The 25,206-nt window shown below is 71.9% G+C and carries 24 protein-coding genes; 14 read left to right on the forward strand and 10 right to left on the reverse strand.

Going from position 1 to position 25,206, the window contains the following annotated elements; all coding sequences use genetic code 11:
* Nucleotides 1-7: 7 nt before the first annotated feature.
* The 6 genes from ACZ4D5_RS33035 to ACZ4D5_RS33060 all read left to right on the forward strand — a co-directional run bounded on the left by ACZ4D5_RS33035 (nucleotide 8) and on the right by ACZ4D5_RS33060 (nucleotide 6,929).
* A complete protein-coding gene (locus tag ACZ4D5_RS33035; RefSeq protein WP_467776149.1) occupies nucleotides 8-520 on the forward strand; it encodes a hypothetical protein in 513 nt (170 codons plus the stop codon).
* A 143-nt stretch (nucleotides 521-663) separates the two neighbouring features.
* Nucleotides 664-1,701 carry an NAD(P)/FAD-dependent oxidoreductase gene (locus ACZ4D5_RS33040; protein WP_467776150.1) on the forward strand — a complete coding sequence of 346 codons (1,038 nt, stop codon included), beginning with the start codon at nucleotides 664-666 and terminating at the stop codon, nucleotides 1,699-1,701.
* A 280-nt stretch (nucleotides 1,702-1,981) separates the two neighbouring features.
* Nucleotides 1,982-2,890, forward strand: coding sequence for a PI-PLC domain-containing protein (locus ACZ4D5_RS33045; protein ID WP_467776151.1), 909 nt, complete (start codon nucleotides 1,982-1,984; stop codon nucleotides 2,888-2,890).
* A 545-nt stretch (nucleotides 2,891-3,435) separates the two neighbouring features.
* Nucleotides 3,436-4,323 (forward strand): phenylalanine 4-monooxygenase, encoded by an 888-nt coding sequence (locus ACZ4D5_RS33050; protein ID WP_467776152.1) that lies wholly within the window; start codon nucleotides 3,436-3,438, stop codon nucleotides 4,321-4,323.
* Between the two features lie 264 nt (nucleotides 4,324-4,587).
* Nucleotides 4,588-5,382, forward strand: a complete 795-nt coding sequence (locus ACZ4D5_RS33055) for an SDR family NAD(P)-dependent oxidoreductase (protein ID WP_467776153.1) — start codon at nucleotides 4,588-4,590, stop codon at nucleotides 5,380-5,382.
* Nucleotides 5,383-5,441: 59 nt separating this feature from the next.
* Nucleotides 5,442-6,929 carry an FGGY-family carbohydrate kinase gene (locus ACZ4D5_RS33060; RefSeq protein ID WP_467776376.1) on the forward strand — a complete coding sequence of 496 codons (1,488 nt, stop codon included), beginning with the start codon at nucleotides 5,442-5,444 and terminating at the stop codon, nucleotides 6,927-6,929.
* Between the two features lie 10 nt (nucleotides 6,930-6,939).
* Here the strand turns inward: ACZ4D5_RS33060 and ACZ4D5_RS33065 are convergent, their stop codons facing one another.
* The 3 genes from ACZ4D5_RS33065 to ACZ4D5_RS33075 form a co-directional block, all read right to left on the reverse strand.
* Complete coding sequence (locus ACZ4D5_RS33065) at nucleotides 6,940-7,818, reverse strand: glycoside hydrolase family 16 protein (protein ID WP_467776154.1); 879 nt, start codon at nucleotides 7,816-7,818, stop codon at nucleotides 6,940-6,942.
* A 184-nt stretch (nucleotides 7,819-8,002) separates the two neighbouring features.
* Nucleotides 8,003-8,434, reverse strand: coding sequence for a GNAT family N-acetyltransferase (locus ACZ4D5_RS33070; RefSeq protein ID WP_467776155.1), 432 nt, complete (start codon nucleotides 8,432-8,434; stop codon nucleotides 8,003-8,005).
* A gap of 10 nt (nucleotides 8,435-8,444) precedes the next feature.
* Entirely contained in the window at nucleotides 8,445-9,098 is a 654-nt protein-coding gene (locus tag ACZ4D5_RS33075) for a TetR/AcrR family transcriptional regulator (RefSeq protein WP_467776156.1), read from the reverse strand.
* A gap of 198 nt (nucleotides 9,099-9,296) precedes the next feature.
* On the opposite strand from ACZ4D5_RS33075, the gene ACZ4D5_RS33080 reads away from it, so the two are divergent.
* Nucleotides 9,297-9,941 carry an SRPBCC family protein gene (locus ACZ4D5_RS33080; protein WP_467776157.1) on the forward strand — a complete coding sequence of 215 codons (645 nt, stop codon included), beginning with the start codon at nucleotides 9,297-9,299 and terminating at the stop codon, nucleotides 9,939-9,941.
* Nucleotides 9,942-10,011: 70 nt separating this feature from the next.
* Here ACZ4D5_RS33080 and ACZ4D5_RS33085 read toward each other — a convergent pair whose 3' ends face one another.
* Complete coding sequence (locus ACZ4D5_RS33085; RefSeq protein ID WP_467776158.1) at nucleotides 10,012-10,539, reverse strand: methyltransferase family protein; 528 nt, start codon at nucleotides 10,537-10,539, stop codon at nucleotides 10,012-10,014.
* Nucleotides 10,540-10,645: 106 nt separating this feature from the next.
* Between ACZ4D5_RS33085 and ACZ4D5_RS33090 the strand changes: the two genes are divergently transcribed.
* Both ACZ4D5_RS33090 and ACZ4D5_RS33095 read left to right on the forward strand, forming a co-directional pair.
* A complete protein-coding gene (locus ACZ4D5_RS33090; RefSeq protein ID WP_467776159.1) occupies nucleotides 10,646-11,518 on the forward strand; it encodes an alpha/beta fold hydrolase in 873 nt (290 codons plus the stop codon).
* A 9-nt stretch (nucleotides 11,519-11,527) separates the two neighbouring features.
* On the forward strand, nucleotides 11,528-14,656 hold the full coding sequence (locus tag ACZ4D5_RS33095) for an ATP-binding protein (RefSeq protein WP_467776160.1): 3,129 nt from the start codon (nucleotides 11,528-11,530) through the stop codon (nucleotides 14,654-14,656).
* On the opposite strand, the gene ACZ4D5_RS33100 is transcribed toward ACZ4D5_RS33095, so the two are convergent.
* Together ACZ4D5_RS33100 and ACZ4D5_RS33105 are read right to left on the reverse strand one after the other, a co-directional pair.
* A complete protein-coding gene (locus ACZ4D5_RS33100; protein WP_467776161.1) occupies nucleotides 14,637-15,455 on the reverse strand; it encodes an ABC transporter permease in 819 nt (272 codons plus the stop codon). The two genes, ACZ4D5_RS33095 and ACZ4D5_RS33100, sit on opposite strands and share 20 nt — an antisense overlap.
* Nucleotides 15,452-16,444: an ATP-binding cassette domain-containing protein gene (locus ACZ4D5_RS33105; protein WP_467776162.1), complete on the reverse strand. Its 993-nt coding sequence runs from the start codon at nucleotides 16,442-16,444 to the stop codon at nucleotides 15,452-15,454. The genes ACZ4D5_RS33100 and ACZ4D5_RS33105 overlap by 4 nt, the downstream gene beginning before the upstream one ends.
* Before the next feature lie 218 nt (nucleotides 16,445-16,662).
* Here ACZ4D5_RS33105 and ACZ4D5_RS33110 point away from each other — a divergent pair, with 218 nt between their 5' ends.
* The 3 genes from ACZ4D5_RS33110 (at nucleotide 16,663) to ACZ4D5_RS33120 (ending at nucleotide 18,489) form a co-directional block, all read left to right on the forward strand.
* Nucleotides 16,663-16,992 carry a hypothetical protein gene (locus ACZ4D5_RS33110; RefSeq protein ID WP_467776163.1) on the forward strand — a complete coding sequence of 110 codons (330 nt, stop codon included), beginning with the start codon at nucleotides 16,663-16,665 and terminating at the stop codon, nucleotides 16,990-16,992.
* Between the two features lie 114 nt (nucleotides 16,993-17,106).
* The gene (locus ACZ4D5_RS33115; protein ID WP_467776164.1) at nucleotides 17,107-17,757 is read left to right on the forward strand and encodes a DMT family transporter; all 651 of its coding nucleotides are present in this window, start codon (nucleotides 17,107-17,109) and stop codon (nucleotides 17,755-17,757) included.
* Between the two features lie 12 nt (nucleotides 17,758-17,769).
* Nucleotides 17,770-18,489 (forward strand): SRPBCC family protein, encoded by a 720-nt coding sequence (locus ACZ4D5_RS33120; protein WP_467776165.1) that lies wholly within the window; start codon nucleotides 17,770-17,772, stop codon nucleotides 18,487-18,489.
* Nucleotides 18,490-18,568: 79 nt separating this feature from the next.
* Here ACZ4D5_RS33120 and ACZ4D5_RS33125 read toward each other — a convergent pair whose 3' ends face one another.
* Entirely contained in the window at nucleotides 18,569-19,420 is an 852-nt protein-coding gene (locus tag ACZ4D5_RS33125) for a hypothetical protein (protein WP_467776166.1), read from the reverse strand.
* A 366-nt stretch (nucleotides 19,421-19,786) separates the two neighbouring features.
* On the opposite strand from ACZ4D5_RS33125, the gene ACZ4D5_RS33130 reads away from it, so the two are divergent.
* Nucleotides 19,787-20,440, forward strand: coding sequence for a GNAT family N-acetyltransferase (locus ACZ4D5_RS33130; RefSeq protein ID WP_467776167.1), 654 nt, complete (start codon nucleotides 19,787-19,789; stop codon nucleotides 20,438-20,440).
* On the opposite strand, the gene ACZ4D5_RS33135 is transcribed toward ACZ4D5_RS33130, so the two are convergent.
* The 3 genes from ACZ4D5_RS33135 to ACZ4D5_RS33145 all read right to left on the reverse strand — a co-directional run bounded on the left by ACZ4D5_RS33135 (nucleotide 20,428) and on the right by ACZ4D5_RS33145 (nucleotide 23,856).
* A complete protein-coding gene (locus ACZ4D5_RS33135) occupies nucleotides 20,428-21,027 on the reverse strand; it encodes a hypothetical protein (protein ID WP_467776168.1) in 600 nt (199 codons plus the stop codon). The genes ACZ4D5_RS33130 and ACZ4D5_RS33135 overlap by 13 nt on opposite strands.
* 319 nt (nucleotides 21,028-21,346) lie before the next feature.
* Nucleotides 21,347-22,579 (reverse strand): MFS transporter, encoded by a 1,233-nt coding sequence (locus ACZ4D5_RS33140; RefSeq protein WP_467776169.1) that lies wholly within the window; start codon nucleotides 22,577-22,579, stop codon nucleotides 21,347-21,349.
* Complete coding sequence (locus ACZ4D5_RS33145; protein WP_467776170.1) at nucleotides 22,576-23,856, reverse strand: ATP-grasp domain-containing protein; 1,281 nt, start codon at nucleotides 23,854-23,856, stop codon at nucleotides 22,576-22,578. The genes ACZ4D5_RS33140 and ACZ4D5_RS33145 overlap by 4 nt, the downstream gene beginning before the upstream one ends.
* 99 nt (nucleotides 23,857-23,955) lie before the next feature.
* Between ACZ4D5_RS33145 and ACZ4D5_RS33150 the strand changes: the two genes are divergently transcribed.
* On the forward strand, nucleotides 23,956-25,071 hold the full coding sequence (locus ACZ4D5_RS33150) for a DUF5937 family protein (protein WP_467776171.1): 1,116 nt from the start codon (nucleotides 23,956-23,958) through the stop codon (nucleotides 25,069-25,071).
* Nucleotides 25,072-25,206: the final 135 nt, after the last annotated feature.

The raw sequence follows: 25,206 nt of genomic DNA on the forward strand, positions 1-25,206 counted from the left end.
ATCCTCCATGAGTACGTCTGGCAATGGCGCGGACGCCTTTGGCGGGGATGCGCCGGTCTTCGTCGGCCCGGAGCGGACGGTCGCCGACGGGTCCGGGCGGATCAGGGTCGTGTGGTCGTTGGGCGGCGACGGACGCGACCTGGACGCCATCGTCGTACGCCTGGCCTCCGGTGTGGTCGTCGACGAACCGGCCGAAGAGGCCTTCGGGGTGCTGTTCACCGTGCTGGCGGGCGGCGGCGAACTCCACGTGACGGAAACGGAGTTCGAGCTCGCGCCGGGCGCCATGGCTTGGCTGCCCGCGGGCGCCGGGCACTCCGTGCGGGCGGGGGGCGAGGGCCTGACGTACACAACTGCCCGTCGCCGACGCGCACTTCAGCCGGTCGGCGCCGAAGTGTCCGACGGCGCCGGTGAACCCGTATGCCTGCTCGACCGCGTCTGTCCGGAGTGCGGCCGCCTGGCCGCCGAGCGCGATGCGCGGTACTGCGCGCGGTGCGGGACGTCGCTGGCGGGGCCCGGTTGATCGGCGGCCCGAAGCGGGCCACACTGGCGGCCGGGGTGAACCGGCCCTGATCTGCCGCGCTTCCAGGGGGCCTCAGGGCCCTGCCGCAGTCGGCGGCCGCAGTCACGGGCCTGGCGGTCGTCGGCCTGTCGACCGAGGACCTCATGTCAGCCGTTGTCGTTGTCGGTGCGGGAATCGTCGGTGCCTCGGTGGCCTACCACTTGGCGCGTCGGGGCGTCCCGGTCACCCTGTTCGAGCAGGGATCGGCGCCGGCCGCCGGGGCCACCGGAGCCTCCTTCGCCTGGGTCGGCGAATCGAGGGGTGACTGGCCCGGCGGGGCGCGGGACCTGCGGGAGTACGTCCTGGCGGACCACCGGCGTCTGGAGGCCGAGCTGCCGCACGTCACCGTCCGCCGGACCGGCTCGCTGAACTGGGGCGGCGAGGCGGCTCGGGAAGCACGGCTCGGGCCCGGCCTGTTCCGCGTCGGTCGGAGCGACATCGCCGCCCTGGAGCCCCACCTCGGAAACCCTCCCGACCAGGCGATCCACATTCCCGGCGACATCGGTGTCGACGCGACGGCGTTGACCCGCGCGCTCGTCGACGCGGCCGGTGCCCACGGAGCAACCGTGCGCTACGGGACGGCCGTCACCGCGTTGCGGATGTCCGGCGGCCGTGTCGAGGGAGTGCTGTCCTCGGCCGGCCCTCACGCCGCCGCAGCTGTCGTACTCACTGCGGGAGCAGACGTCCCCAGGCTCTGCGAGCCACTGCCGGTCGACCTGCCCGTTACGGCGTCCCCGGCCACCCTCATGCGGCTCACGGCACCGCCGGGCCTGGTCAGGACCATCGTGGCCTGCCGCGACTTCGAGGTCAGGGAGGTGCGTGACGGCGACCTCCTGATGGTGCCGTACGTCGAAGAACGAGCGGCGACCGTCGAGCAGGCCGTGCACACCGCGCTCCGGCGCCTGCGGACGGCCTTCCGCGGAAGTGACCGGTGCCGCCTGCTGGGTTACCGCACCGGCCGACGTCCCATGCCCTCACACGGACCCCTCATCGGATACGCGACCCGGGACCGATCCGTCTACGTCGCCGTCATGCACTCCGCCATCACCCTGGCGCCCACCGTCGGACGGCTCGTCGCGGACGAAGTCGTGTCCGGCAGGCCGGTGTCCGAGTTCCGGCGCTGCCGCCCGCGCATCAACTGACGCCGGGGGCGCGAAGCCGCGTCGCACACTTCCCGCGCCGGGCGTACGGAGCGCAACCAATAATTACCATTAGGTAACTTAGTGTGCGGCGGTGAAATCGCGGGTAGCCGGACCCTCGGCTGTACGGCAGACAGCCGACGCACGACAGACGGGCTGCCGACATGCGTGGCCCGGGCAAGGGAAAGGACCCGTCCTCATGGTCGCCTCACGTCGACTTCGCACCATATTGTTCCCGCTGGCTGTGGTCGTCTCCGCAGCCGCCTTGGGCACCGGAGCCGCTGTGGCAGCCTCGGAGGACAAGCCCGCCGAGGGCGCGCCGGGCGCCGCCGGGCAGCGCCCCACGTGGGCCATCGCCCATCGGGTGCTGACCACGGGCGGGGTGACCACCGCGCTCGGGAACGGGGCCAACGCGCTGGAGATCGACGCCACGGCCTGGAAGAAGGGCTGGTGGGCGGATCACGACGGCACCCCCACCAGCTCCGGCGACACCATGGCGGACATGTTCGACCAGGTGGTGAAGGAGCACGACCGCGGGCGTCATGTCTCGTTCGTCTGGCTGGACATGAAGAATCCCGACTGGTGCGACAGCAGTGACCCCGAGTGGCGCCACTGCTCCGTGGCCGCGCTGCGGGACATGGCGCGCGAGAAGCTGGAGAGCAGGGGTATCCGGGTGCTCTACGGCTTCTACGGCAAGGAGGGCGGCAGCGGCTGGAAGAACGCCCTCGCTGACCTGAACTCCAAGGAAGCCGTCAGTTTCAGTGGTGACTACGACAAGGTCCGGGACGGATTCGCCGAGCACGGGCCGAACGTCCCCGGAAACCAGCGCGTGATGGACAAGGGCCTGTTCAACATGGCGTTGAAGTTCGGCGGCATCCGGGAGGAGTTGAGGGCCGGCGGCACGGCTCGGGATGCCGGGGAGCTCGCGCAGACCGTCGGCTGGACGGTGGGCAAGGGCGACGGGCAGCGCGCCGCCACCCTGCTCGACTCCTCCGGCGAGGGTGCCGCCGTGGACAGCCTGATCTACGGCAACCGGATGTCGTGCTACCCGGACGGCGTCGGCGGCCCGAAGGGCTGCGGCACGGACGACAGCGGGGTGCGGGAGTCCCTGGCGTACATCACCGACTACGTGAAGGCCCACCCGGACACCCGTCGCATGGCCACCCCGCGGGACATCCCCTTCGGCAGCTGACGCTCCGGACCGCCTGCCCGGCCGTACCGGAACCCGGCCCCGACCGACCCGCCCCGTCCGACCGGGACGGACGGGGCGCTAGGCGGGGTCGTGGTGAGGAACTGCTGTCCGACTGCATCCCGTCCTTGGGCTGCGCAGTGAGGACTCCGAGCAGTACGCCAACGGCTGACCCCGAAGGGCGTGTTCCGCGGACTCCTCCGTCACGCGGTGGATCGCCACGGCGGTGGATCGCCATGGTGGTGGATCGCCACGATGGCTCCTCCGCCGCATGGGGGAGGCGGATCATGCGCTGGTCCGATCCCTGCGCGCCGCGGGATCCAGAACAGTGATCCCAAGGCGACCTGGCTGATGTCGTTCCCGGCGTTCGCGTGTGTTCTGGCTCTGTTCGCGCTGGTGGAGAGCGCGTGGCGGTGGTTCACGGGGCCGGGGCATGATCCCGTGGCTGCGCAGGCGCACGGGGCGGCGGGGCGCCCTCGAATCGGCCAACGTTCGCAGGCGCGGAGCGGCCATGGGTGTCCCCCACCCCGTATGGGCACAGTAGGGACATGAGCGACGCAGGGGTACGGGTCCCCCTCACGTCTGATGGTGGCCTCGGCCCCGTAGGTCTGCATCCCGGTCTGAACGACCCCGGATATCTGCAGCGGCGTGACGCGCTCGTGGCTCGGGCCAAAGGGCATCAGGTCGGGGCGCCTTCACCCCACGTCGCCTACACCGCGGCCGAGCACGCGACATGGCGCACCGTTCACGCGGCCCTTCAGCCGGAGTTGCGTGCGCACGCCTGCCGTGCCGTGCTCGAAGCCCGTGAGGAGGCACGCATCCCGGCAGGGCGGATCCCGCAGCACGGCGAGGTCGGGGCGATGCTGCGACCCCGCACCGGGTTCAGGTTCACGCTCGCCGGTGGCTTCGTGCCCAACAGGCGGTTCCTGGGCTCGATGAAGGACGGCTACTTCCACGCCGTGCAGTTCGTGCGGCATCCCGCCGCCCCGCTGTACACGCCCGAACCCGATGTGATCCACGACGTGTTCGGGCACGGTGTGCACCTGGCGTCTTCGCGCTTCGCCGACCTGTACCGGCTGATCGGCCGCACCGCCGACCGCCTGCGCACCAAGGAGGCCCTGGACCTCATCAGTCGCGTGTACTGGTTCACCCTCGAATTCGGCGTCCTCACCGAAGCCGGGAGCGTCAAGGCGTACGGCGCGGGCCTGCTCTCCTCCCCGGGCGAACTCCGGCGCCTGCCGCGCTGCGAAGTCCGCCCCCTTGACCTCGACGCCATGGCAAGAACCGCCTACCGCGTCCAGGGCTACCAGCCCTTTCTGTTCGCCGCACGCTCCATGAGCCACCTCGCCGACGCCCTGGCGGCATTCTGCGCGGACTTCGACGACGGCGCGGTCGGCGGGGCGGCCGAGACGCCCGTCAAAGGGGCGACGAGCTGATCCTGACCCCTTGGCGAAGCGGCGGCTTTTCGCGGTTCGGAGGACCGGATCATTCGTCTGAGAGGCCTCCGCCAGCCGGCCGGCGCCGCAGCGCGCGACTCCCGAGTCGCCGAGTTCCGCGGCCAGTTGGGTCGGGTCGCCCAGCCACTCGGCCGAGACCCGCCTGTGTCTCGCCGAGACCCACCTGTGGCGAAGGCGTCCGAGTGATCTACTGGTACCCGGACCTCGGGGCCATCCGTCAGACCGCAGCAGGAGGTACGCAGCATGCTCGTCGATCTCTCCGGTAAGACCGCTCTCGTCACCGGATCGACCCAGGGGATCGGGGCGGCCATCGCGGCGGGCCTCGCCCGCGCGGGCGCCCGGGTGGCGGTGAACGGCCGGTCGGCGGAGTCCGTCGGCAAGGCGGTCGCTCAGCTGAAGGAGGAGCACGGGGACGCCGAGTTCCTGCACGCTCCCGGCGACATCTCCACCGACGACGGCGCCCGCCAGGTCTTCACCGCCCTGCCCCAGGCGGACATCCTCGTCAACAACCTCGGCGTCTTCGGCGCCGAGGACGCCCTCGGCATCAGCGACGACGAGTGGCGCCGCTACTTCGAGGTGAACGTCCTGACGGCGGTGCGCATGATCCGCCACTACCTGCCGGGCATGAAGGACCGCGCGTGGGGGCGGATCCAGAACATCGCCAGCGACTCGGCGATCGTCACCCCCGCTGAGATGATCCACTACGGCATGTCGAAGACCGCGCTCCTCGCGGTCTCCAGAGGCTTCGCCAAGGACGCCGCGGGGACGGGCGTGACCGTCAACTCCGTGATCGCGGGCCCCACGCACACCGGCGGCGTCGAGGACTTCGTGTACGAGCTGGTCGACCGCTCCCTGCCCTGGGACGAGGCGCAGCGGGAGTTCATGGTCAAGCACCGGCCGCAGTCCCTGATCCAGCGGCTCATCGAACCGGAGGAGATCGCGAACATGGTCGTCTACCTCAGTTCGCCGCTCGCCTCCGCGACGACGGGCGGAGCGCTGCGCGTCGACGGCGGCTACGTGGACTCGATCGTCCCGTGACCGAGACCGCCTCCGACGTGTCCCGTACGGGCGCCACCGTGTCCCGTACGGGCTCCGCCATGTCCCGCCCGGGCCTGCTGCTCGGCATCGACATCGGCACGTCCTCCTCCAAGGGCGTCCTCACCCGCCCCGACGGCACGCTCGTCGCCCAGGCGCGGCGCGAGCACACGACGTCCACGCCGCGGCCCGGCTGGTTCGAGCACGACGCGCAGGCGGTGTGGTGGGCCGACTTCCGTTCCCTGGCACGGGAGTTAACGGACCGGCTGCCCGCGGGAGAGGCGCTCGCGGCGGTCGGGGTGAGCGGCATCGGCCCCTGTCTGCTGCCGACCGACGCGCGCGGCACGCCGGTCCGTCCGGCCATCCTGTACGGCGTCGACACGCGGGCCGTCGCCGAGATCGCCGAACAGGACGAGCGCTACGGCCCCGAGGACATCATCCGCCGCTGCGGCTCACCGCTGACCAGCCAGGCGATCGGGCCGAAGCTGGCCTGGCTGCGCCGCCACGAGCCGGCGGCGTACGGGGCCACGAGCCGCTGGTACATGGCGAGTTCGTACCTCGTGCACCGGCTCACCGGGCGGTACGTCCTCGACCACCACTCGGCGAGCCAGTGCACGCCGCTGTACGACCTGGCGGACCGCGCCTGGATCGCCGAGCGCTGCGAGGAGATCGCGCCGGGGCTGCGGTGGCCCGAACTGGTCTGGCCCTCCGACGTCGTGGGCGGCGTGACCCCGGAGGCCGAGGCCCGCACCGGCATCCCCGCGGGCACGCCCGTCGTGGCGGGCACGGTCGACGCCTGGGCGGAGGCGGCCGGCGTCGGCGTGGCCGCCCCCGGCGACCTCATGCTGATGTACGGCACGACGATGTTCCTGGTCGGCATCCTGGCGAAGCCGCTGACCAGCCCGCACCTGTGGGGCACGGCGGGCGCGTTCGAGGGCACCTACTGCCTGGCGGGCGGGATGGCGACGTCCGGTGCGGTCACCGGATGGCTGAGGGACCTCACGGGTGCGTCGTACGAACAACTCACCGCGGAGGCAGCCGAGTTGCCGCCCGGTGCCGAGGGGCTTGTGATGCTGCCGTACTTCGCGGGGGAGCGCACCCCGCTCTTCGACCCCGACGCCCGTGGTCTCGTACACGGCCTGACGCTGCGTCATGGGCGCGGTCATCTGTACCGGGCCGCGCTGGAGGCCACCGCGTACGGCGTACGGCACAACCTCGCCGCCATGAGCGAGGCGGGCGCCGCCGCCGACCGCCTGGTCGCGGTCGGCGGCGGCGCCCACGCGCTGTGGACGCGGATCGTCTCCGACGTGACGGGGCGCGCCCAGCACCTGCCGCGGCACACCATCGGCGCCGCGTACGGGGACGCCTTCCTCGCCGCGGTCGGCGCCGGGCTCGCCGCCCCCGCTGACATCGCGCACTGGAATCCGACGGTGGAGGTGATCCGCCCGGACGCGGCAGCGGCAGCCGTGTACGACGAGCTGTACGGCCTCTATCGGGACCTGTACCCGGCGACCCGCGAGGCCGCGCACGTGCTGGCGCGGCTCAACTAGCCCACCGGTCTCAGCTGTTGGTGCTCACGCGTACGTAGTCGACGACGAGCCGCTGCGGGAACGTCGTGCTGCCGTCCGGGTCGCCGGGCCAGTATCCGCCGACCGCGAGGTTGAGTATCAGGAAGAACGGCTTGTCGAAGACCCAGCGACTGCCGTTGAGGTCCGCCGGGGTGCGGGTCTGGTAGACGGTGCCGTCGACGGACCAAGTGACCTTGTTCGGCGACCAGTCCACGGCGAACGTGTGGAACTTGTCGGCGAACGCCTCTCCGCCCGGCAGGGTGTAGCCCGCGCCGATGCCGCCCGAGCCGGAGTAGCCGGGGCCGTGCAGGGTGCCGTGCACGGTGCTCGGTTCGAAGCCGACGTTCTCCATGACGTCGATCTCGCCGCTGTTCGGCCAGCCCACGTCGCCGATGTCGGCGCCGAGCATCCAGAAGGCGGGCCACATGCCCTGGCCGCGCGGGATCTTCATGCGGGCCTCGACGTGCCCGTACGTCTGCGTGAACTTGCCCGCGGTGTTCAGGCGGGCCGAGGTGTACTCGCATCTGCCGTACCAGCACGGGTAGTTGCCGGGGTTCTCCTTGCGGGCGGTGATGACCAGGTTGCCCTGGCCGTCGAGGGCGGCGTTGTTGTTGCCCGCGGTGTAGTACTGCCGCTCGTGGTTGTTGACGTTGTCGCCGGTCTCGATCTGCCACTTGGAGCCGTCGACCGCGGACCCGGCGGGGCCGTTGAAGTCGTCGGTGAACGTGGCGGCCGCGGGCGCGACGGCGGGGGAGCGGGGCGCGGCCTCGGCCGAGGCCCCGGCGGGGAGGGCGGTCAGGCCCAGGGCGCCGCAGGCCAGGGCGATGGCGGAGAGCTTGATGCGGCGGCGGGTGGAGGGCTGCACGGTCATCACATCACTTCGCGTGGGGGTGTTGATGCGTGAAGGGAGCGCAAGGAGAGGGCGCGCGGAAGGGCATGCGCATGACAATCAGCAATCGAGAACTGAACGCTGCGAGCGATCTGTCGCAGCGCTTTGTTCAGTACTTGATTTAAGGCAGGTCTCAAGGCTCCGTCAAGGTGCCGGCGCGGACCGGTCAACTCGCCCGCGCGGCGAGGTACATGCCGATCGAGCCATGCGCGGCGGTGTCGGCGAAGCCGAACTTCTCGTAAAGGAAGCGGGCGGGGCCGTCGGCGATCAGCGAGACGTAGGCGGTCGCGGGCGCACGCCGCCCCAACTCCTCGGTGAGTGCGGCCATGATGCGCTTGCCGAGTCCTCGACCCTGGTGGGCGGGGTCCACGCAGATGTCGACGATCTGGAACGCGGTGCCGCCGTCGCCGATGATCCGCCCCATCCCGACGGGTTCGCCGTCGTGGTGGAGCACCACGCCGTACCAGGTGTTCGGCAGGGCGACCGCGACGGCCTCGGGGTCCTTGTCGGAGAGTCCGGCGCCGGTCCGCAGGCGACGGAAGGTCTCGACCGAGGGCACGCCGTCGCGCAGTTCGTAAGAGTCGCTCAAGTCATTCATGTATTACATGCTAGCTCGTGAGGAGATCCTTGAGCTCGGCCTCGAACAGGAGGGCGGGGTCGAAGCCCATTCCGCTGAAGTGTCCGGCGAGTTCGAGGGAGAGCACGCCGTGGAGGCGGGTCCAGAAGGTCAGGGCGTGGCGCAGGGCGGCGGTCGGGGCGGGGTGGTCGCCCGCCCACTGCCGGTGGTCTTCGAGGTGCGCGTCGAGCGGCGCGGCAGGGCCGTCCTGGGGGGTGGAGGCGCAGGCGTCGAGCAAGGTCCCCATGATCTCGTTCGAGATCGCGGTGACGTCGTCGGGTGCGTGATAGCCGGGGACGGGCGTGCCGTAGATGAGGAGGTAGCGCTGTGGGTCGTCCAGCGCCCAGCCGCGCAAGGCGTGCGCCACTGCGGGCAGTTGACTGTCGGGGCTGGCGTCGGCTGCCGCTCGGCAGGTGTCGGCGAGGCTTCGGTACGCGTCCCTGATGAGCTCGGTGATCAGCTCGTCGCGGTTGGCGTAGTAGCGGTAGAGGGCGGGTCCGCTGAGACCCATCCGCTTGGCGATCGCGTTGAGCGAGAGTGCGGAGGCGCCGGCCGTGGCGATCTGCTCCCAGGCGTGTTCCTTGATCTCCGCGCGCACCTGGGCGCGGTAGCGCTCGCGCGGGTTCGGCGCGCCGGTCTTCGCCATGGTGTGCCCCTCTCCGAACCACGCCAGTTACAGGCTCGTGTTCGAGTGAGAAGCTATCACGCCGACCCTTGACGACAGTCATTCACTCCCGTTAGAACTTATAACGAACGGCAAGCCCGCTCAGCATCAGGGCCCCGAAAGGCCCAGCACGTCCATGCAACCCCCAACGCTCACCCGCCACTTGACAAGGGGAATGCCATGTCCAACGCACGCAGCACCAGCGTCCGCGCCGCCCTCCTGACCGTCCCGCTCGCAGTCGTCGGACTGCTCGGCACTGCCGCGGCGCCCGCCGGGGCCACGTCCGCCCCCCACTCCGGCAAGTCGCTCACGTGCCAGGGGAAGGGCGTCGACCCCAAGGCGCTCGTCCGCTACAAGACCGAGACCGTGATCCACGCACCGCTCAGCACCATCTGGGGGCTGCAGACCGACGTGGAGCGCTGGCCGTCCTGGCAGAGCCCCGTCGAGACCGCGGAGCGCCTCGACCACGGCCCGCTCAGGAAGGGCTCGGCCTTCCGCTGGACGACCCCGGCCCCCGCCACGCCGACGACTCCCGAGACCACCCTGGAGATCACCTCGACCGTCGAGCAGCTCAAGCGCAAGTCCTGCATCCGCTGGACCGGCCCGGCGATCGGTGAAGGGCTGCGCATCGACAACGGCATCCACGTATGGAACTTCACCGAGGTCAAGGGCGGAGTCCGGGTGAGTACGGAAGAGACCCACACCGGTGACCAGATCGAATCGAACGTTCCCCTGGCGACCGAGATCCTCGGCAAGGGCCTTGAGGGATGGCTGGCCGAGCTGAAGACGGCGGCGGAGGCGCGAGCGGGCCACGAGGCGCACTGACGCACCGGCCCTCCAGGACCCGCTGCCCTCCTCGGCCAGGTGCCGGAGGAGGGCGGCGGGGTTGCGGACGTCACTTGGCGGGCGGGCCTGTCGGGCGTACGGGGGCGGCGCCCCGCCAGGGCCGGAGCCGCGGCAGCCATCCCGGCACCGCCCGCCGATAGACCTCGTACGCGGCCCCGAAGGTGCGCGACAGCTTCGGCTCCTCGTACCACCGGGCGAACGCCCACATCACCGCCCCGGCGAGGAGCCCGTAGGCGAGGAGGACCGGCCGGCCGAGCAGCAGGGCCTGGCCGCCGATCGATGCCGTGACGGCGACGTACATGGGGTTGCGGACATGGCGGTAGAGCCCGCCCACCACCAACTGCTCGGTGGGCGCGACCGGTGCGGGGGTCCCCAGCCCCTCCACGACGAACCGCGCGAAGGCGTGCACGAGCGCGACCGCTCCCGTCACCAGTACGGCGGCGCCCGACACCCTCACGGGAACCCACCAGTGGCCGCCCTGCCACCTGGTCACCCACCAGGGCACCACTCCGGCCACGGTGCCGGGGGCAAGCGCCATGAAGGCGGAACTCCCCACGGCGGCAACGGACTTGCGCACACCGCCAGCATGGCGGCCGCGCCGCCGGCGGGAAACGAGACGGACGGCCTCCGGTCCGCCGCCGCACTTTTGCCGGAGCGTCAGGGGGACGGGTAGCTTCTCGCCGGTGACCTTGATCGAGGCGGAGACGCAAGGCGTCGCGACGATGACCGACGGGACGCGACTACGGTGGACGGCGCTGGGGGACACGACCGGGCGGCCGCCCGTGGTCATGCTCCACGGAGGACCGGGCCTGCCGGACTATCTGGGCGACGTCGCCCAGATGGTCGCGGACCTCGCGCCCGTGTACCGGTACGACCAGCGAGGCACGGGAGGATCACCCTGGCGGGGCCGCCATTCCATGGCGCGACATGTCGACGACCTCGCCGAGCTGCTCGACGCGTGGCACGCGCCCGAGGCCGTGCTGATCGGGCACTCCTACGGCACGAACCTGGCGAGCCGGTTCTGTCTGCGGCACCCTGACCGGGTCGCCGCGATGCTGCTGATGTGCGGGCCGTTCGTCGGGGACTGGCGTACCGGGGACCGGGAGAATCGCGCCCGCCGCATGTCCGCGGCCCAGCGGGAACGCCTCGGCGAACTGGAGGAGTTGCCGCACCGCACGGAGGAGCAGGAGGTCGAACTGCTCACCCTGGCCTGGTTCACCGACCACGCCGACCCCGAACGCGGCCGGCACTGGGCCGCGCAGGCAGCGCGGCGGCGCCGCCCGGTCAACTGGTCGATGAACACCGAACTGAACAGGGAAGGCCGCGAGGACCCGCTCGAAGAGCACCTGGCCGAACTGCGCACGTGCCTGCCCGCGCGAACGGAACTCCTGGGCGGCACCGAGGACCCCCGCCCCGTGTCGGCCCTCGAATCCCTCGCGCGACGCCTCGCTCTTGCGCTGACACGGATCGAGGGCGCGGGGCACGAGCCCTGGCGGGAACAGCCGGACGCCGTACGGGCGCACCTTCGACGGTTCGTGCAAGGACGCCTTGGCTAACCTGCACAGATGACCACCGAGCTGACCCTGCTGACCCGTGTCGCCTACCGAGGGCGGGAGGTCACCGCGCCCCGGCTCCGCGGTCTCCTCGCGCTGCTCGCGGGGGACCTGCGCGGGGGCCGCAGCGTCGATCGGCTCGTGGCCGGCCTGTGGGCGGACGCGCTGCCGGAGCGGCCGGGGAAGGCGGTGCAGGTGCTCGTGTCCAGGGCGCGGTCGCAGCTCGGCGCCGACGTGATCGTCGGCACGCCGAACGGGTACCGGCTCGCCCTCGCCGAGGACCAGGTCGACGCCTCCGCACTGCTGCTGCACGTCGCCGCGAGCGCGGACCGGGCCAGGGCCGGGGACCACGCGGGATCGCTGGCCGCGGCCGAGGCCGGGCTCGCCCTGTGGGAGGGAACTCCCGAGGGGCCGCAGGACGGGGGCGGTGGTGCCGCCGATCCCCTCGCCGCCCTGCGTGCCGAACGTGCCCCCGCCCGCCGCACCCTGGTCCGCGCCCGGGCCCTCGCGCTCGCCCGCCTCGGACGGCATGCCGAAGCCGCGGGACCGCTCACCGTCGCCGCCGCGGAGCATCCGCGTGACGAGGAGGTGCTCGCCGAACTCCTCCGCGGCGAGGCGGCGACCGCGGGGCCCTCCACCGCGCTTGCGCGGTACGAGGACTACCGCCGCGCGCTGCGCGCCGAGCTCGGCACTGAACCGGGCGTCGCGCTCAAGGCCGTACAGCGGGAACTGCTGCGCGGCGAGGCGCCCGTGGTCAGGCACGGCGTACCGCACGAACCGAACCAACTCCTCGGCAGGGAGGCGGACATCGCGGCGGTGGAGCGCCTGCTGCGCGCCCACCGCGCCGTCACCGTCATCGGCCCCGGCGGCCTCGGCAAGACCCGCCTCGCGCACGCCGTCAGCCGCAGGGCCGAACAGCGCGTCGTGTACTTCGTGCCGCTCGCCGGCGTCACCGCGGACGAGGACGTGGCCGCGGAGGTCGCGTCCGCCCTCGGCGCGGGGGAGGCGCGGCACGGCGCCGTGAGCGGCCATGCCTCGGCCGACCCGGTCACCGGTATCCTCGGCGCGCTCGGCTCCGGACCCGCGCTGCTGGTCCTCGACAACTGCGAGCAGGTGATCCGGGGCGCCGCCGACCTCGTACAGACCCTGGTGTCCGCGTCGAAGGACCTGAGGGCACTCGCCACCAGCAGGGCCCCGCTGGACCTCACCTCGGAGGCCGTGTACGCGCTGCCCGAGCTCGGTCCCGACACCTCGGCCGAGCTGTTCACGCAGCGTGCCAGGGCCGCCCGGCCCGGCGTCGAGCTGCCGCCGGACGCGGTCGGCGAGCTGTGCCGCCACCTCGACGGGCTGCCGCTCGCCGTGGAGTTGGCGGCGGCACGGGTGCGGGCGCTGTCCGTACCGGAGATCGCCCGCCGCATCGGCGACCGCTTCGCCCTGCTGCGCGGCGGCGCGCGGGACGTGCCGGAGCGCCACCGCACACTGCACGCGGTCGTGGAGTGGAGCTGGAACCTCCTCGCGGAGGAGGCGCGGGCGGCGCTGCGCACGCTGGCCGTCTTTCCCGGCGGCTTCTCCGGCGAGGCCGCGGAACAGGTCCTCGGCGGGGACGCGCTGTTCCTCCTGGAGCAGTTGGCCGGGCAGTCGCTGCTCACCGTCGCCGACACCCCGGTCGGCGTGCGGTTCCGGATGCTGGAGACCGTACGGGAGTTCAGCGCGGCCCGCCGGGCGGAGGTGGGCGAGGAAGAGGAGACCGTCGGCCGATTCCTGGCCTGGGCACGGGACTTCGGGGTCGCCCACCACGACGTGCTCCTGGGCCCGGAGCCCTTGGCGGCATCGGCGCGGATCAAGGCCGAGCAGGACAACCTCGTGGCGGCCCTGCGGCACGCCCTGGCCCGCACGGACGGCCCCACCGCCGCCGCCGTCACCGCCGTCCTCGCCGCCCTGTGGACGACCGACTCCAACTTCCCCCGCCTCGCCGCCCTCGCCACGGAGACGGGCCCGCCCCTGTCGCACTACCACCCCGAGCCCGCGTACGTCGAAGTCGCCCGCTCCGCCGCGGTGTTGTGCTCGGGAAGCCTCTTCATGGACTACGGCCCGCGCGCCGTACGCCAGCTCGTCACGCTGCGCCGACTGCCCCCGGCGCCCCCGGACACCCTGCTGCGCGCCACCGCCGTGGTCCTGAGTGCGGTCCCCGAGATGCTGCCACCCGACTACGAGGTGCTGCACGAACTCTGCGGCAGCGAGCGCCCGTTGGTCGCCGCCGTCGCCGAGTGCGTCGCCACGTACGTATGGGAGCAGGCCCACGACATCGACCGCGCGCTCACCTCCGCCCGCCGGATGATCGACGCGCTGGAGCCGACCGACAACCCGCCCCTGCGGGTTCTTGGTTACTCCCGGCTGAGCGACCTGTGCCTGAAGACGGGGCAGGGCGAGGCCGCGTACGGATATCTGAAGGCCGCGCGCGAGTCCCTGCTGCGGCTCGGTGACGAGAACGACTACGTCGGCATCCGCTGGGGCCTCGCCCTCGCCTGCCTGCAGCGCGGCGACCCCGACGCGGCCGAGGCCTGGCAGCGGAGGGCCGAGGGCGACGGCGCGGCACAGAAGGACGTCTTCTACAGCCCCGACCTGGGCGTGCGCGCCGAGATCGCGCTCTCCCGGGGGCTGACGGAGGCCGGGCTCGACGGATGGCGCCGCGCCGTGGCACGGCTTCCCGGTGCCGGGGCGCAGTACCCCGGAGACCCGTGGCTCGACCCGTGGGCCCTGCAGATCCAGGCGGCGGCGGTGACCGCGCACGCGTACGCCGGCCGCCTCGACCTCGTCGGCGACGTCGTCGACCGGCTGCGGGCGCTGCTCTCCGGGCCGCTCCGCGCCCACCTCGGGCTGCCCGTGCTCGGGACGGTGCTGCACGCGCTCGGCACGGCGGGGCTCGCGTCCGGCGACCCCGCATCCGTGCGAATGATCGCGCTGGCCGAACGGCTGTGGGTGCTGCGGGAGTTCCAGCCGACGATGTCGGAGGCCCGCGCCCGGCAGGCCGCCGAGAACGCCGACGGGGCGGCGTACGCCGACGCGGTGTCGGAGTACGCCGCCCTGGACCGGGACCAGCTGAGGGAGGCGGTCGGCGCGGTTACTTCGGGTCGCGGTTGAACAGAGTCGTCGACCAGACGTAGCCGAGCGCGGTCAGTCCCAGGCACCAGGCGACGGCCAGCCATCCGTTGTTGCCGATCCCGCTGCCGAGCAGCAGGCCGCGCAGGGTCTCGATGGCCGGGGTGAACGGCTGGTACTCGGCGATCGGCCGGAACCAGCCCGGCATCGCGGTGACCGGGACGAAGGCGCTGGAGACGAACGGCAGGATGATCAGCGGCAGCGCGTTGTTGCTGGCCGCCTCGGGGTTCGGGCTCGCCATGCCCATCCCGACGGCGATCCAGGTGAGCGCAAGCGCGACCAGGGCGAGCAGCCCGAGGGCCGCCAGCCATTCGAGGGCCGTGGCGTCGGTGGAGCGGAAGCCGACGGCCACGGCGACGATGCCGACGAGGACCACGCTGGCGATCGACTGCAGCACGCTGCCGACGACGTGCCCGATGAGCACGGACCCGCGGTGGATCGCCATCGTACGGAAGCGGGCCATGATGCCCTGCGTCATGTCCGTGGACACGGAGATCGCGGTCCCGGCCGGAGTGGCCCCGATGGTCATCAGCAGGATGCCCGGCACGAGATACGCGATGTACTGGGACCGGTCGGCGCCGCCACCACCGATACCGGCGCTCATCACGTCGCCGAAGACATAGACGAACAGCAGGAGCAGGACGATGGGAGTGAGCAGCAGGTTCAGGGTGAGGGACGGATAGCGCCTGGCGTGCAGGAGGTTGCGGCGCAGCATGGTGGAGGAGTCGCGCACGGCGAGGGGGATCCGCGCCGGGTGGGCGGGAGCCGGGTGAGCGGTCATCGGACGGCCTCCTCGGCCTTGTGGGTGTCACCGGTGAGGGCGAAGAAGACGTCGTCGAGGTCGGGGGTGTGCACGGTCAGTTCGTCGGCCTCGATGCCGGCGGTGTCCAACCGGTCGAGTACGGCGCGTAGTTCGCGTTGGCTGCCGTCGCTGGGGAGCTGCAGGGTCAGGGCCTCGTCGTCGGGCGTGGCGTGGTGCAGGGTGGTGGCGGCGGACCGGTAGGCGGCGGGGTCGGTGAAGCGGAGCCGGACGTGTCCGCCGGGGATGAGCCGTTTCAGTTCGTCGGCCGTGCCCTGGGCCGCGATCTTGCCGTTGTTCAACACCGCGATGCGGTCGGCGAGTTCGTCGGCCTCTTCCAGGTACTGGGTGGTGAGGAAGACGGTGACGCCGCTGGTGACCAGTTCGCGGATGATGCCCCACATGGTGTGGCGGGAGCGGGGGTCGAGGCCGGTGGTGGGCTCGTCGAGGAAGATGATCCGCGGGGTGCCGACCAGTGTCATGGCGATGTCCAGGCGTCGTTTCATGCCGCCGGAGTAGGTGGAGGCGGGCTTCCTCGCGGCGTCGGTGAGGTCGAAGCGTTCCAGGAGTTCGGCGGTGGTGCGGCGCCCTTCCCGGCGGGAGAGGTGGTGCAGGTCCGCCATGAGGAGCATGTTCTCCTCGCCGGTGATCAGTCCGTCCACGGCGGAGAACTGTCCGGTCACGCCGATGGCGGCGCGGACCGCCTGCGGGGCGGTGGCCAGGTCGTGGCCGCCGACGTGCAGGTCGCCGGCGTCTGCGGTGACGAGGGTGGAGAGGATCTTGACGGCGGTGGTCTTGCCCGCGCCGTTCGGACCGAGCAGGGAGAAGATCGTTCCTTCGGGGACGGTCAGGTCGATGCCGTCGAGCACGGTCCTGTCGCCGTAGGACTTGCGCAGCCCGTGCGCCGCGATGGCGGGCGGGTGCGGGGCGGGAGTCGGCGCGGTCGACGATGCCGATGTCGTGGTGGTCATGCGGCAGAGAGTGCGGTGGGGCGCATTCAGCGGGGTTTCAGGGTGGTTTCAGCGCCCTGAGGGCGGGCGGCTCGCGGGCCGTGTGCTCCCCGGAGCGTGCGCCGCGCCGCTGCCCCCTTAGAGTGCTTTCCTGCCCGGGAGCGACGGGCCCGCGACTGCTCCTGCTGTCCTGATATCGGACATCGTGACACCGTCCGCCATCGGAACAGGGGGCTTCTATGCACAGGTGGAAACGACTGGCTCGGACGATCGTGGTGGCCGCGTCCGCGGCCGCGTTGGCGACAGGGCTGTCGACCAGCGCGCAAGCCGCGTCGGGCACCTTTGCCTACAACCGGGCCGACACGGGCTTCAGGGAGGTCAGGGAGAATCCGGCGGACGACGAGTGCATCGTCATGCCGGGCGGCGGCGGTGTGGTCGACAACTTCACGGACACGGTGGCCACGCTCTACCGTGACGAGGAGTGCACCCTCCCGCAGGACACGCTGCCGCCCAACAGCAGTGGCGCGTACGGCGGAGCGACGGTTCCGCACTCGGTGTTCTTCGGCTAGCCGGTGGGGTGCGTCGCCCCGGCGGCGCACCCCCGTCCCCTGACCGCTGTGGGGGCCGCGCAAGGGTCTCGGCGCCGCGTCGTGTCGTAAGGTTCGAGCCCTTCCGGGGCCGCCGTGATACTGCCGTGGGCCCTCGGGCCCTTCCGGCGCGAAGTCGCGCTCGTGCGGCGGCACATGGGGCTCGTCCCGGTGCTCGCGCTGAGCGGCGTCGCGGCGTTCACCGCGATGGTGTACGTCGCGGCGCACACCACGTCGGCGACGAGCCTCTCGCTCCTGGACGTGGCGGCCTCGGTCTTCATCCTGTTGTTCGCACGCGCCGCCGGGCACGAACGTCTCGGTTGGCGCGGCTGGGTGGGCAGCGCCCTCGCGGTAGCGGGGATCGCCGTCCTGGTCACCGACGGCTCCCTCGCCCGCATCGACCCGAAGCCCGGCGACCTGTGGATGCCGGCCGCGGCCGTGACCTTCGCCGTGTACTGCCTTGCGTTGCGCAGGACCCCGGCCAGGATGCGCGAACGGACGCTGCTTGCGGGGATCTTCGGGCTGGCGTGGAACCGGGCCGTCACGCTCATCGGCCCTGCGCGCGCCGGAGTCGACTACTACCTGCTGCCGGTGCTCACCGCTCCTCGCGACCTGGCTGCTCGGCGAGCCCGTCACCGGCGTACAGGGGCTCAGCATGGCCCTGATCGTGACCGGCGTCGCCCTCGGCCTGCGCGGCTCACGGGCCACCGCGGAGCAACCGCAGACCGAATCCCCCCTGGAATGTGAGGTGCCGAAGCGATGATGTCGTCCTGGACCGGCGACCACTACACCAGTGAGGAGCGGGACGAGCGGGAGCGGCGGTGCCTCTTCGGCGCCCCGCACCTGCGGCAACTCCCGGACGGGATACGGCAGGAGCGCTCCTTGCACCGCGTGGCCACCGCCGAGTGGCCGGGGCAGGTGTGGGTGAGTCTCTCGGCGGCACCCGAACCCCTGTCCGCGCAGGTGGAGCCGCAGCTGGCGGTCCGTTTCGAGTGCGACGACCCGTTGGAGGGCCATGGCATCCATGCGTTGCGCACGGCCGCGACGCGCGTCATGGACGGCTTCTCGCTGGCGGGGCGGGCGGCCGCCCCACCGCTTCCGGGTCTGGCCGATCCGGACGAGCGAACCTTCGGCGCGGTGAACCTGTGGCCGAACCTGGTGGTCGTCCTGCTCACCGACCACGTGGTGACGCTTCGGCTGCAGCCCCTGGACGCCGCGCACACCCGGGTCGTCGCACACTGGCTGTTCCACCCCGACGCGGTGGCGGACCAGGACTTCGACGCGGAGGACGCCGTGGGCCTGCTCGACCTGGCGAAACGTCAGGACTTCGAGGCGGGCGAGCGGGCCCAACTGGGCGCGGAGTCGGCGTACTTCGAGTCGTTCCATCCGGAGTGCGAGCACGTCATCGACGACTTCCACCGGTGGGTCGAGGAGGCGCTCGGCGAGGGGGAGCAAGTGGCGGCGGGGCGGCGGGCGTAGCCCGGTCCCCGGTGCTGTTCGCTGCGGGGCGCGCTCTCAGCGAAGACCGGGCGCTCTGGGCGCCCGGTGGTGGGTTGTCCTAGGCGCAGGTGATGGTGTCCTGGATGGCGGAGGGGCGGGCGACGCTGCTGCCCTTCCACATCTGCCAGTGGATGGTGCAGGCGCGGAAGGCCGGGTCGAACATCACCGGCTGCTCGCTCTCTTGCGGCTGGCGGGCGGTGAGCTCGATCGTCTTCTTCTCACTCTTGGCGATCTTGCAGTGCACCTCCGTGAGCATGCCCATGCCCCCGTTGAGCGTCTCGCAGCCCGGAGTGGCCGATGAGATGGCGTTGCCGTCGACGACGAGGAGCCCGTCGGTCTCGCCGTTGCCGGTCACGGTGAACGTGAAGCGGGTCTCGCCGTCCTTCTTGCGGTGCTTCGGCGTGGCCTCGACCGTGAAGGACTTGTCCTCCTTCGGGGTGGTCAAGGTGAACGTGCTCGTCAGGGTGCCACGGAGGCGCGTTCCGCCGAAGGAGCTGATCTCGCCGTCGTGGCCGTGCGCCGACACCTCGGCGACCACCCTGTAGGTGCCGGGGCCGACATAGGGGTACCAGCCGTTCACGGTCCCTTCGGCGATCCGCTTGCCGTCGTGGAACATCTTCCACGGGCCCGTGACGTCGCATTTCTCCCATACGGCGAAGGCGTGCCAGCAGTTGGATCCGGTGGCGATGTTCATGAGGCGGCCGGCCCGGCCGACCTTCGCGCACAGTTTGACGTGGGCCTTGTTGCCACCACCGGAGAGCTTGTGGATGTCGCCGCAGTGCTCCTCGCGTTCGGCCTGCGCCGTGGCCGCCCGCTGAGGGGCGGCCGGGTAGGCGGTGGCGGCTTGTGTGGAGGGCAGGCCGCAGAGCGCGATGGCCGCGGTCAGGGTTGCCAGGAAGGTCCGTCGCATGCCGGGGGTACCTCGCATCGAGAAGGGGAGGGGGTGGGCAGGTCCGCAGTCTGGACCTCGCGGCGCTGAGGGAGGCCGTGTTCTCCGCTCGTGCCGCTCTACTTCACCTGATCAGCCCGGGGCGAAAGGGAAGTTGAGTCCGGTTCGGCCGGGTCCGTCGCGCCGTGGCCGGCTCCGCGTCATCGAAGGAGCGCATGGCCGCGACCATGTCGTCGATCGGCGGCCCGAAGAACGGCCGGCCCAGCGCCACGGCCTTGCCCTCGACCGCGCGGCCAGGGCCTTCCCGCAATCCAGATGACGATCACCGCGCGGCAGCGTAATGTGCGCTCTTGGCAAGTAACCATTACTCAACAGGGGGTGCGGCTGATGACGCGGCAAGGCTTGACGGTTGCGGACACGGTGGAGACCTGGGTGGCAGGCTGGGCCGTGTCACGGCGAACGCCGCCGCCGGTCGCGAAGCCCTGGGGGTTCTACGTCGAGGTGGTCGGCAGTGCCGTCGAGTCAGGGCGCCACGTCCTGCCCGAAGCCGACGAGTCGCTGGTCCGCCGCGCCGCCGCCTCGGTGACCGCACCGCGGACATGGATGAAGATGCCGGCGGAACCGCAGGAGATCGAGCCCTGGCTGTCCCCGGGCTGGGTGATGGCCCACGAAGAGACGGGGCATCTGATGGCCACCGACCTCAAGGCCACCGATCCGGTCGAGCCCGAGGGGTACACCGCGACCGTCGAGACCATCGGGTCCGTCATCCACGCGCGCGTGCTGGACGCGGCGGGCCGGCAGGCAGCCCAAGGGCAGATGGCGGTGTGCGGAGAAGCCGCGGTCATGGACCAGGTGGTGACCGATGACGCCCATCGGCGCCGCGGGCTCGGCCGGTTCGTGATGCGCACGCTCGCCGACCGCGCGCTGAACGAGGGCGCCCACGTGGGTGTCCTCGGCGCGACCGACGCCGGGCGCGCGCTGTACGAGACGCTGGGCTGGACGAAGCACGCGACCCTCGCGGAAGCCGTCTACCGGCCCTGAAGTCCGGAGCCCGGGCCCTGAACTCCCCGCGGGGCCCGGTCCGGTGACGTGATTCCGAGGTCGACCCGCATCAAGTGCCGCATCGTCCACAGGGGATCCCACAGCTTCTCCATGCTCTCCCGGGCGGTCTCCAGGTCCTCTCCCTGCTGCGCTGTGCCCCCGTCGAGCCGCATCAGCAGGCCGTAGAGGTCGCCGAGATGACGGTTCGCCGCGCCGGCCGACTCCGCCACGGCGTCGGGCAGCACCATCTGGGCCTCGGCGTGACGCATGCGGTGCTCACGGCGTGCCCGGTCCAGGTCCGACCGCAGTTCCCCGGTCATCTCGCCCCTCTCCAGGGCGTGGAGGACCTGCGACATCACGTTGGCCAGGTCGCGCGTACCGGCGCTGAGCGTGGCGTAGCACGTGCGTCTCGCCTCCAGCCCGGCCTGGCGCGTGGCGTACTCGCGTTCGTCCTGCTGGAGTCGCCTCGCGTGCTCCAGCTCGCGGGTCCTGGCCCGATCGGCGCCGCGCTGCGTGATCACGGCGGCCGCGAGAGTGCCACCGATGCCGAGGACCGCGACGACGATCTGGCTGAGGGAACTGTTCACGATGCTCCTCCATGAATTCCGGTCGGGCGCCCGCCGGGTAGTCTCTCTCGGACGCCTGCCGAACAGGCCGGGAGCGACAACGCCATGGCGATACGCGACCTCCGCAACATCCGAGTGCGGGCCCGCCGACGACGCCCTCGCGCCGCTGACCGAAGAAGAGGAACAGCGCTACCGGGCCGTGCTGTTCGGCGAACTCGGCAACGGGATCGCCGACCGGGGCTGGGCCTGAGACTCTTCCTCGCCGGCCGCGGGGACGCCCATGGGACGCGGCCACCAGGGGGGCGTCCCGGACGTTGAAGCACGGCACATCGCATGCGGCTCACCCCGCCCCCGCACGGCGGCGCGGCAGGCTCAACTGGGCGGAGAGCAGCGCCGCCACACCGACCAGCACCCACAGCGCCCACGGCCCGACCGCGTACACGGCACCGCCGACGAGCGGTCCGGCTCCCGTGCCGATCGTGTACGCGACGCCGTGCAGGCCCTGGTAGCGCCCGACCATCCGCCGCGGAGCCAGACTCCCCAGGTAGGCCTGGGAGATGGAGCTGGTGACCATCTCGCCGAACGTCCACACCAGCACCGTCACCACCAGCAGGACCATGCTGTTCGTGAACCCGGTCAGCGCGAGTCCCACGCCGGTGATCAGGTTCCCGACCGCGAGTACGTACTCCGGCCGGTACCGCGCGACCGCGCCGGTGACGGGCAGTTCCAGGAGCAGCACCAGCAGGCCGTTGAGTCCGATGAGGACACCGAAGTCGCGCTCGCTCAGCCCCACGTCGTCGACGTGCAGGGGCAGGCCGACGGTGGACTGGACGTACACGAACTCGGCGAACACCGTCATCAGCAGGAACCGCGCCAGGACGCGGTCGCTGAACAGCACCTCGCGGTACCCCGCCGCCCCGCCCGTCTCCGTGCCCGCGTCGTCCTCGTCCGGCCCCGGCCGGGGCGTGTCCCGCAGCAGCACCCCCACGACCACGCCGAACAGCAGGCACGCGGCGGCGTTCGCGAGGAAGAGACCCACATAGGAGGTGCCGGCCAGCACACCGCCGAGCACACCGCCCAGCGCGGCGCCCACGTTCATCGCGAAGCGGAACACCCCGAAGGCGGCGAGCCGTTGCCGGTGGTTCGCCGCCACGGAGTCGAGCAGGACCGCGGCCGCGGCGGGCCGGTACACCTGCGACGTCACACCGATGAGACCGACCACCGCGACGACGGCCGTGAGCGGTTCGAGGGACGGCACGAGCGCCGTCAGCCCGGCGGTGGTCACGGCGGACAGCACGATGGTCCGCCGTCGGCCGATCCGGTCGGCGAGGTGGCCACCGACGGCGTTGCCGAGCACCTTGCCCACCCCGGAGGCGCCGAGCACGAGCCCCGCGGCGCCTGCGGAGTGACCGCGCGCGGTCAGGTAGAGCACGATGAACACCGGCAGGAAGTTGCCGACCTGGTTGACCAGGATGCCGAAGCTGATGACCCACACCCGGCCGGGCAGCCCGCGCAGCGCGTCGCGGAACGTCGGTCCGTGGACGCCCGGCCGGGTCGGCGGCGCGCCGCTCACGCGACGGGTTCGGTGCGTATGTGGATCGCCGCGGCAAGGCGTCTGCCGTGGGCGATCGCTTCGGCGGCGGTCGCGCCGCGCGCGACGACGTGACCGACCTTGTCCTCGTTCCAGGTCAGCGGAGGTACCTCGGCGCCCGGCCGCACGTCCAACCGGAGGTCGACGCAGGCCGGGTCCGCGCGCACGGCGTCGACACCGGTCACCTCCACGACCCGCCCCGGCTCCGGCGTGAGGAACCGGACGGCGGCCCCGCCCCGCGGCTCGGGCGCCGCGTGCAGCGGCTCCACCAGGCCGAACCCGGCACCCAGCGCGTGACGCTCCATGTCGACCCCGTGGACGATCTCGGTCAGGTCGTTGATCCGGTCACCACCGACGCGGTTGTGCGACTCGACGATCCGCGGGCCGCGTGAGGTCAGCTTGACCTCGGTGTGCCCCGGGCCGTTCCGCAGTCCCACCGCGTCGAGGAAGTCCGTCACCAGCCGTGCGACCTCGCACAGCGCCTCGGCGGAGTGTCCGCTGGGCTGCGCATGCCCGATCTCGACGAAGCCGGGGCCGCCGCACTCCTTGTCGGTCACCGCGACGACCACATGCCGGCCGTCGAAACTCAGGGTCTCCACGCTGACCTCCGGGCCGTCCAGGAACTCCTCCATGAGGAACGCGTCGAAGGAGTCCGCGAAGGCCAGGTCCCCGGCGGACCAGTGTCCGTCGTCGAGAGCCCGGAACCGTCCGGCGACGGCGTCCACGTCGGCACGGTCGCGGATGTGGAACACGCCCAGGCTGCCCGACTCGCGGACCGGTTTGACGACGACCGGGAGCCCGTACGCCGATACGAACTCCCGCACGTCCCGCGCGCCGCGGCCGATCGCGGACGCCACGGGGCTGAGGCCCTTCGCGGCCAGGTGCTGCCGCATCCGCCACTTGTCCATCAGCAGTTCCACGGTCTCGACGGACTCACCGCCCAGGCCGAGCGCCTCGTTGATCCGCGCCGCGGGCAGCAGCCCGAGCTCGAACAGCGATACGGCAGCCTGGAACGGGTACACCGCGTGCAGCGCCCGGACCAGCGGCAGGAGCCGCTCGGTGTCGCCGTAGTCGAGCAGCAGGGCCTGGTCGACGTAGGGCCAGTGGCCGCGGTCGTACGCGTCCGGGAACTGGGCGTGCACCACGTCCAGGCCGAGTTCCCGGGCCTTGCGTACGTGGTCGGGCCTGCCGCCGATGAGCAGGATGCGCGGCCGCCTCGCGTTCCGGTCGGTGAGGTCGGCGGGGGTGGGGAAGGTCATGCCCCAACGGTGCGTACCGCGACGGGGGTTGGCACGCCGATTGACGTCCGGTGCTAATCGGGGAGTCGGCTGTCAGTGGGGGAGTGCACCATGGACCCCATGAGCGTCGAGATCGACATCACCGGGCTCCCCGAGGAGCGCATCGTCTTCGGGCCGTCCCCGCTGGCCGAGCTGGGGGCGGCGCTGCACGTGCTCTCCGAGCCGGGCCACCACCCGGGCCTGCACGGCTGGGCGACGACGACGGCCGCGGGGCTCAAGCCGGATCTCCTGTCGCGGATGTCGGAGGCGGAGTTCCTGTGGCGGTCGACGCGCTCCGACGTCCTGCTGCCCAAGCGCGCGATGCCGTCGGCCACGCTGGCGGAGGAGCTGGACGACGTGGACGGACTCGACGACGAGGCGTACGTCGCGGCCGCACTCGAGATCAACGCCGCCGGCTGCGCGCTGCGCGGCGGTGGCGGGCGCTCCCCACTGGTGGACGACGACGCCCGGGACGCCGCGCTGGAGCGGGCGTCCGCGCGCGGTCCCCGGCAGCTCGATTTCGCACACCACCTGCTGAAGGACCCGGCAACGGTACGCGCCTGGATCAGACGCCTCCTCGAAGACTGCAACGAGGCGTTCTTCGCCGATGTCTGGCAGCGCGTCCGCCTTCAACTGACCGCGGACGCGCGGGAGAAGACGGATCTGCTGCGCCGCAGAAGCCTCGCCGACGCGCTCAGGGCCGTGTCGCCGACCATGACGCTCAGGGAGGACGCAGGGGGCCGGACCATCCATGTCGACAAGCTCACCATCGGGCGGACGGAGGCCACGCAGCCGGGCATCGACCCCGGCGTCACGTTCGTGCCCAGCGCGTTCGGCTGGCCGCACCTGGTCGTGCGGCACGCGCCGGGATGGCGTCCGGTCGTGGAGTACCCGGTCTCCACCCCGGACCTGAGGTCCGGCCCGGGCGCGTCGGAGCTGGCGGAGAAGCGTCTGATGGCGCTGGCCCACCCCGTCCGGATACGCCTGTGCTGGGCCCTGGCCCGCGCCCCGTACACGACGAGCGAGCTGGCGAAGGGCTTCGACCTCACGGCGCCCGAGGTGTCGCGCCACCTGAAGGCCCTGCGCGAGGCCGGCATGCTCACCACGCGGCGGCACGGCAGGTATGTGCAGCACCAGCTGGACGTCACGGTGGTGGCCCGGCTGGGCAGCGACTTCCTGGAGTCGATCCTGCGATAGCCGCTCCTGCGGGTCGGGGTCGGGGGCGGGGGCTGGGTCGGACGGGCACGGGCGCGGCGCGCGCCTGTGCGGGCCCACGGGGCCGTGTCCGTTTTTGACCATCACGGCACTGTTCCTGACCTCGTGTGCCCCCAG

The sequence above is a fragment of the Streptomyces sp. NPDC025651 genome (assembly GCF_055558735.1).

Coding starts and splice junctions, on each gene's coding strand:
- ACZ4D5_RS33110 (WP_467776163.1), top strand. CDS start 16,663: ATGCACAGGTGGAAACGACTGGCTCGGACGATCGTGGTGGCCGCGTCC.
- ACZ4D5_RS33050 (WP_467776152.1), top strand. CDS start 3,436: ATGAGCGACGCAGGGGTACGGGTCCCCCTCACGTCTGATGGTGGCCTC.
- ACZ4D5_RS33105 (WP_467776162.1), bottom strand. CDS start 16,444: ATGACCACCACGACATCGGCATCGTCGACCGCGCCGACTCCCGCCCCG.
- ACZ4D5_RS33130 (WP_467776167.1), top strand. CDS start 19,787: ATGACGCGGCAAGGCTTGACGGTTGCGGACACGGTGGAGACCTGGGTG.
- ACZ4D5_RS33100 (WP_467776161.1), bottom strand. CDS start 15,455: ATGACCGCTCACCCGGCTCCCGCCCACCCGGCGCGGATCCCCCTCGCC.
- ACZ4D5_RS33095 (WP_467776160.1), top strand. CDS start 11,528: ATGACCACCGAGCTGACCCTGCTGACCCGTGTCGCCTACCGAGGGCGG.
- ACZ4D5_RS33075 (WP_467776156.1), bottom strand. CDS start 9,098: ATGGCGAAGACCGGCGCGCCGAACCCGCGCGAGCGCTACCGCGCCCAG.
- ACZ4D5_RS33035 (WP_467776149.1), top strand. CDS start 8: ATGAGTACGTCTGGCAATGGCGCGGACGCCTTTGGCGGGGATGCGCCG.
- ACZ4D5_RS33065 (WP_467776154.1), bottom strand. CDS start 7,818: ATGACCGTGCAGCCCTCCACCCGCCGCCGCATCAAGCTCTCCGCCATC.
- ACZ4D5_RS33120 (WP_467776165.1), top strand. CDS start 17,770: ATGATGTCGTCCTGGACCGGCGACCACTACACCAGTGAGGAGCGGGAC.
- ACZ4D5_RS33125 (WP_467776166.1), bottom strand. CDS start 19,420: ATGCGACGGACCTTCCTGGCAACCCTGACCGCGGCCATCGCGCTCTGC.
- ACZ4D5_RS33060 (WP_467776376.1), top strand. CDS start 5,442: ATGTCCCGCCCGGGCCTGCTGCTCGGCATCGACATCGGCACGTCCTCC.
- ACZ4D5_RS33040 (WP_467776150.1), top strand. CDS start 664: ATGTCAGCCGTTGTCGTTGTCGGTGCGGGAATCGTCGGTGCCTCGGTG.
- ACZ4D5_RS33145 (WP_467776170.1), bottom strand. CDS start 23,856: ATGACCTTCCCCACCCCCGCCGACCTCACCGACCGGAACGCGAGGCGG.
- ACZ4D5_RS33150 (WP_467776171.1), top strand. CDS start 23,956: ATGAGCGTCGAGATCGACATCACCGGGCTCCCCGAGGAGCGCATCGTC.
- ACZ4D5_RS33080 (WP_467776157.1), top strand. CDS start 9,297: ATGTCCAACGCACGCAGCACCAGCGTCCGCGCCGCCCTCCTGACCGTC.
- ACZ4D5_RS33055 (WP_467776153.1), top strand. CDS start 4,588: ATGCTCGTCGATCTCTCCGGTAAGACCGCTCTCGTCACCGGATCGACC.
- ACZ4D5_RS33070 (WP_467776155.1), bottom strand. CDS start 8,434: ATGAATGACTTGAGCGACTCTTACGAACTGCGCGACGGCGTGCCCTCG.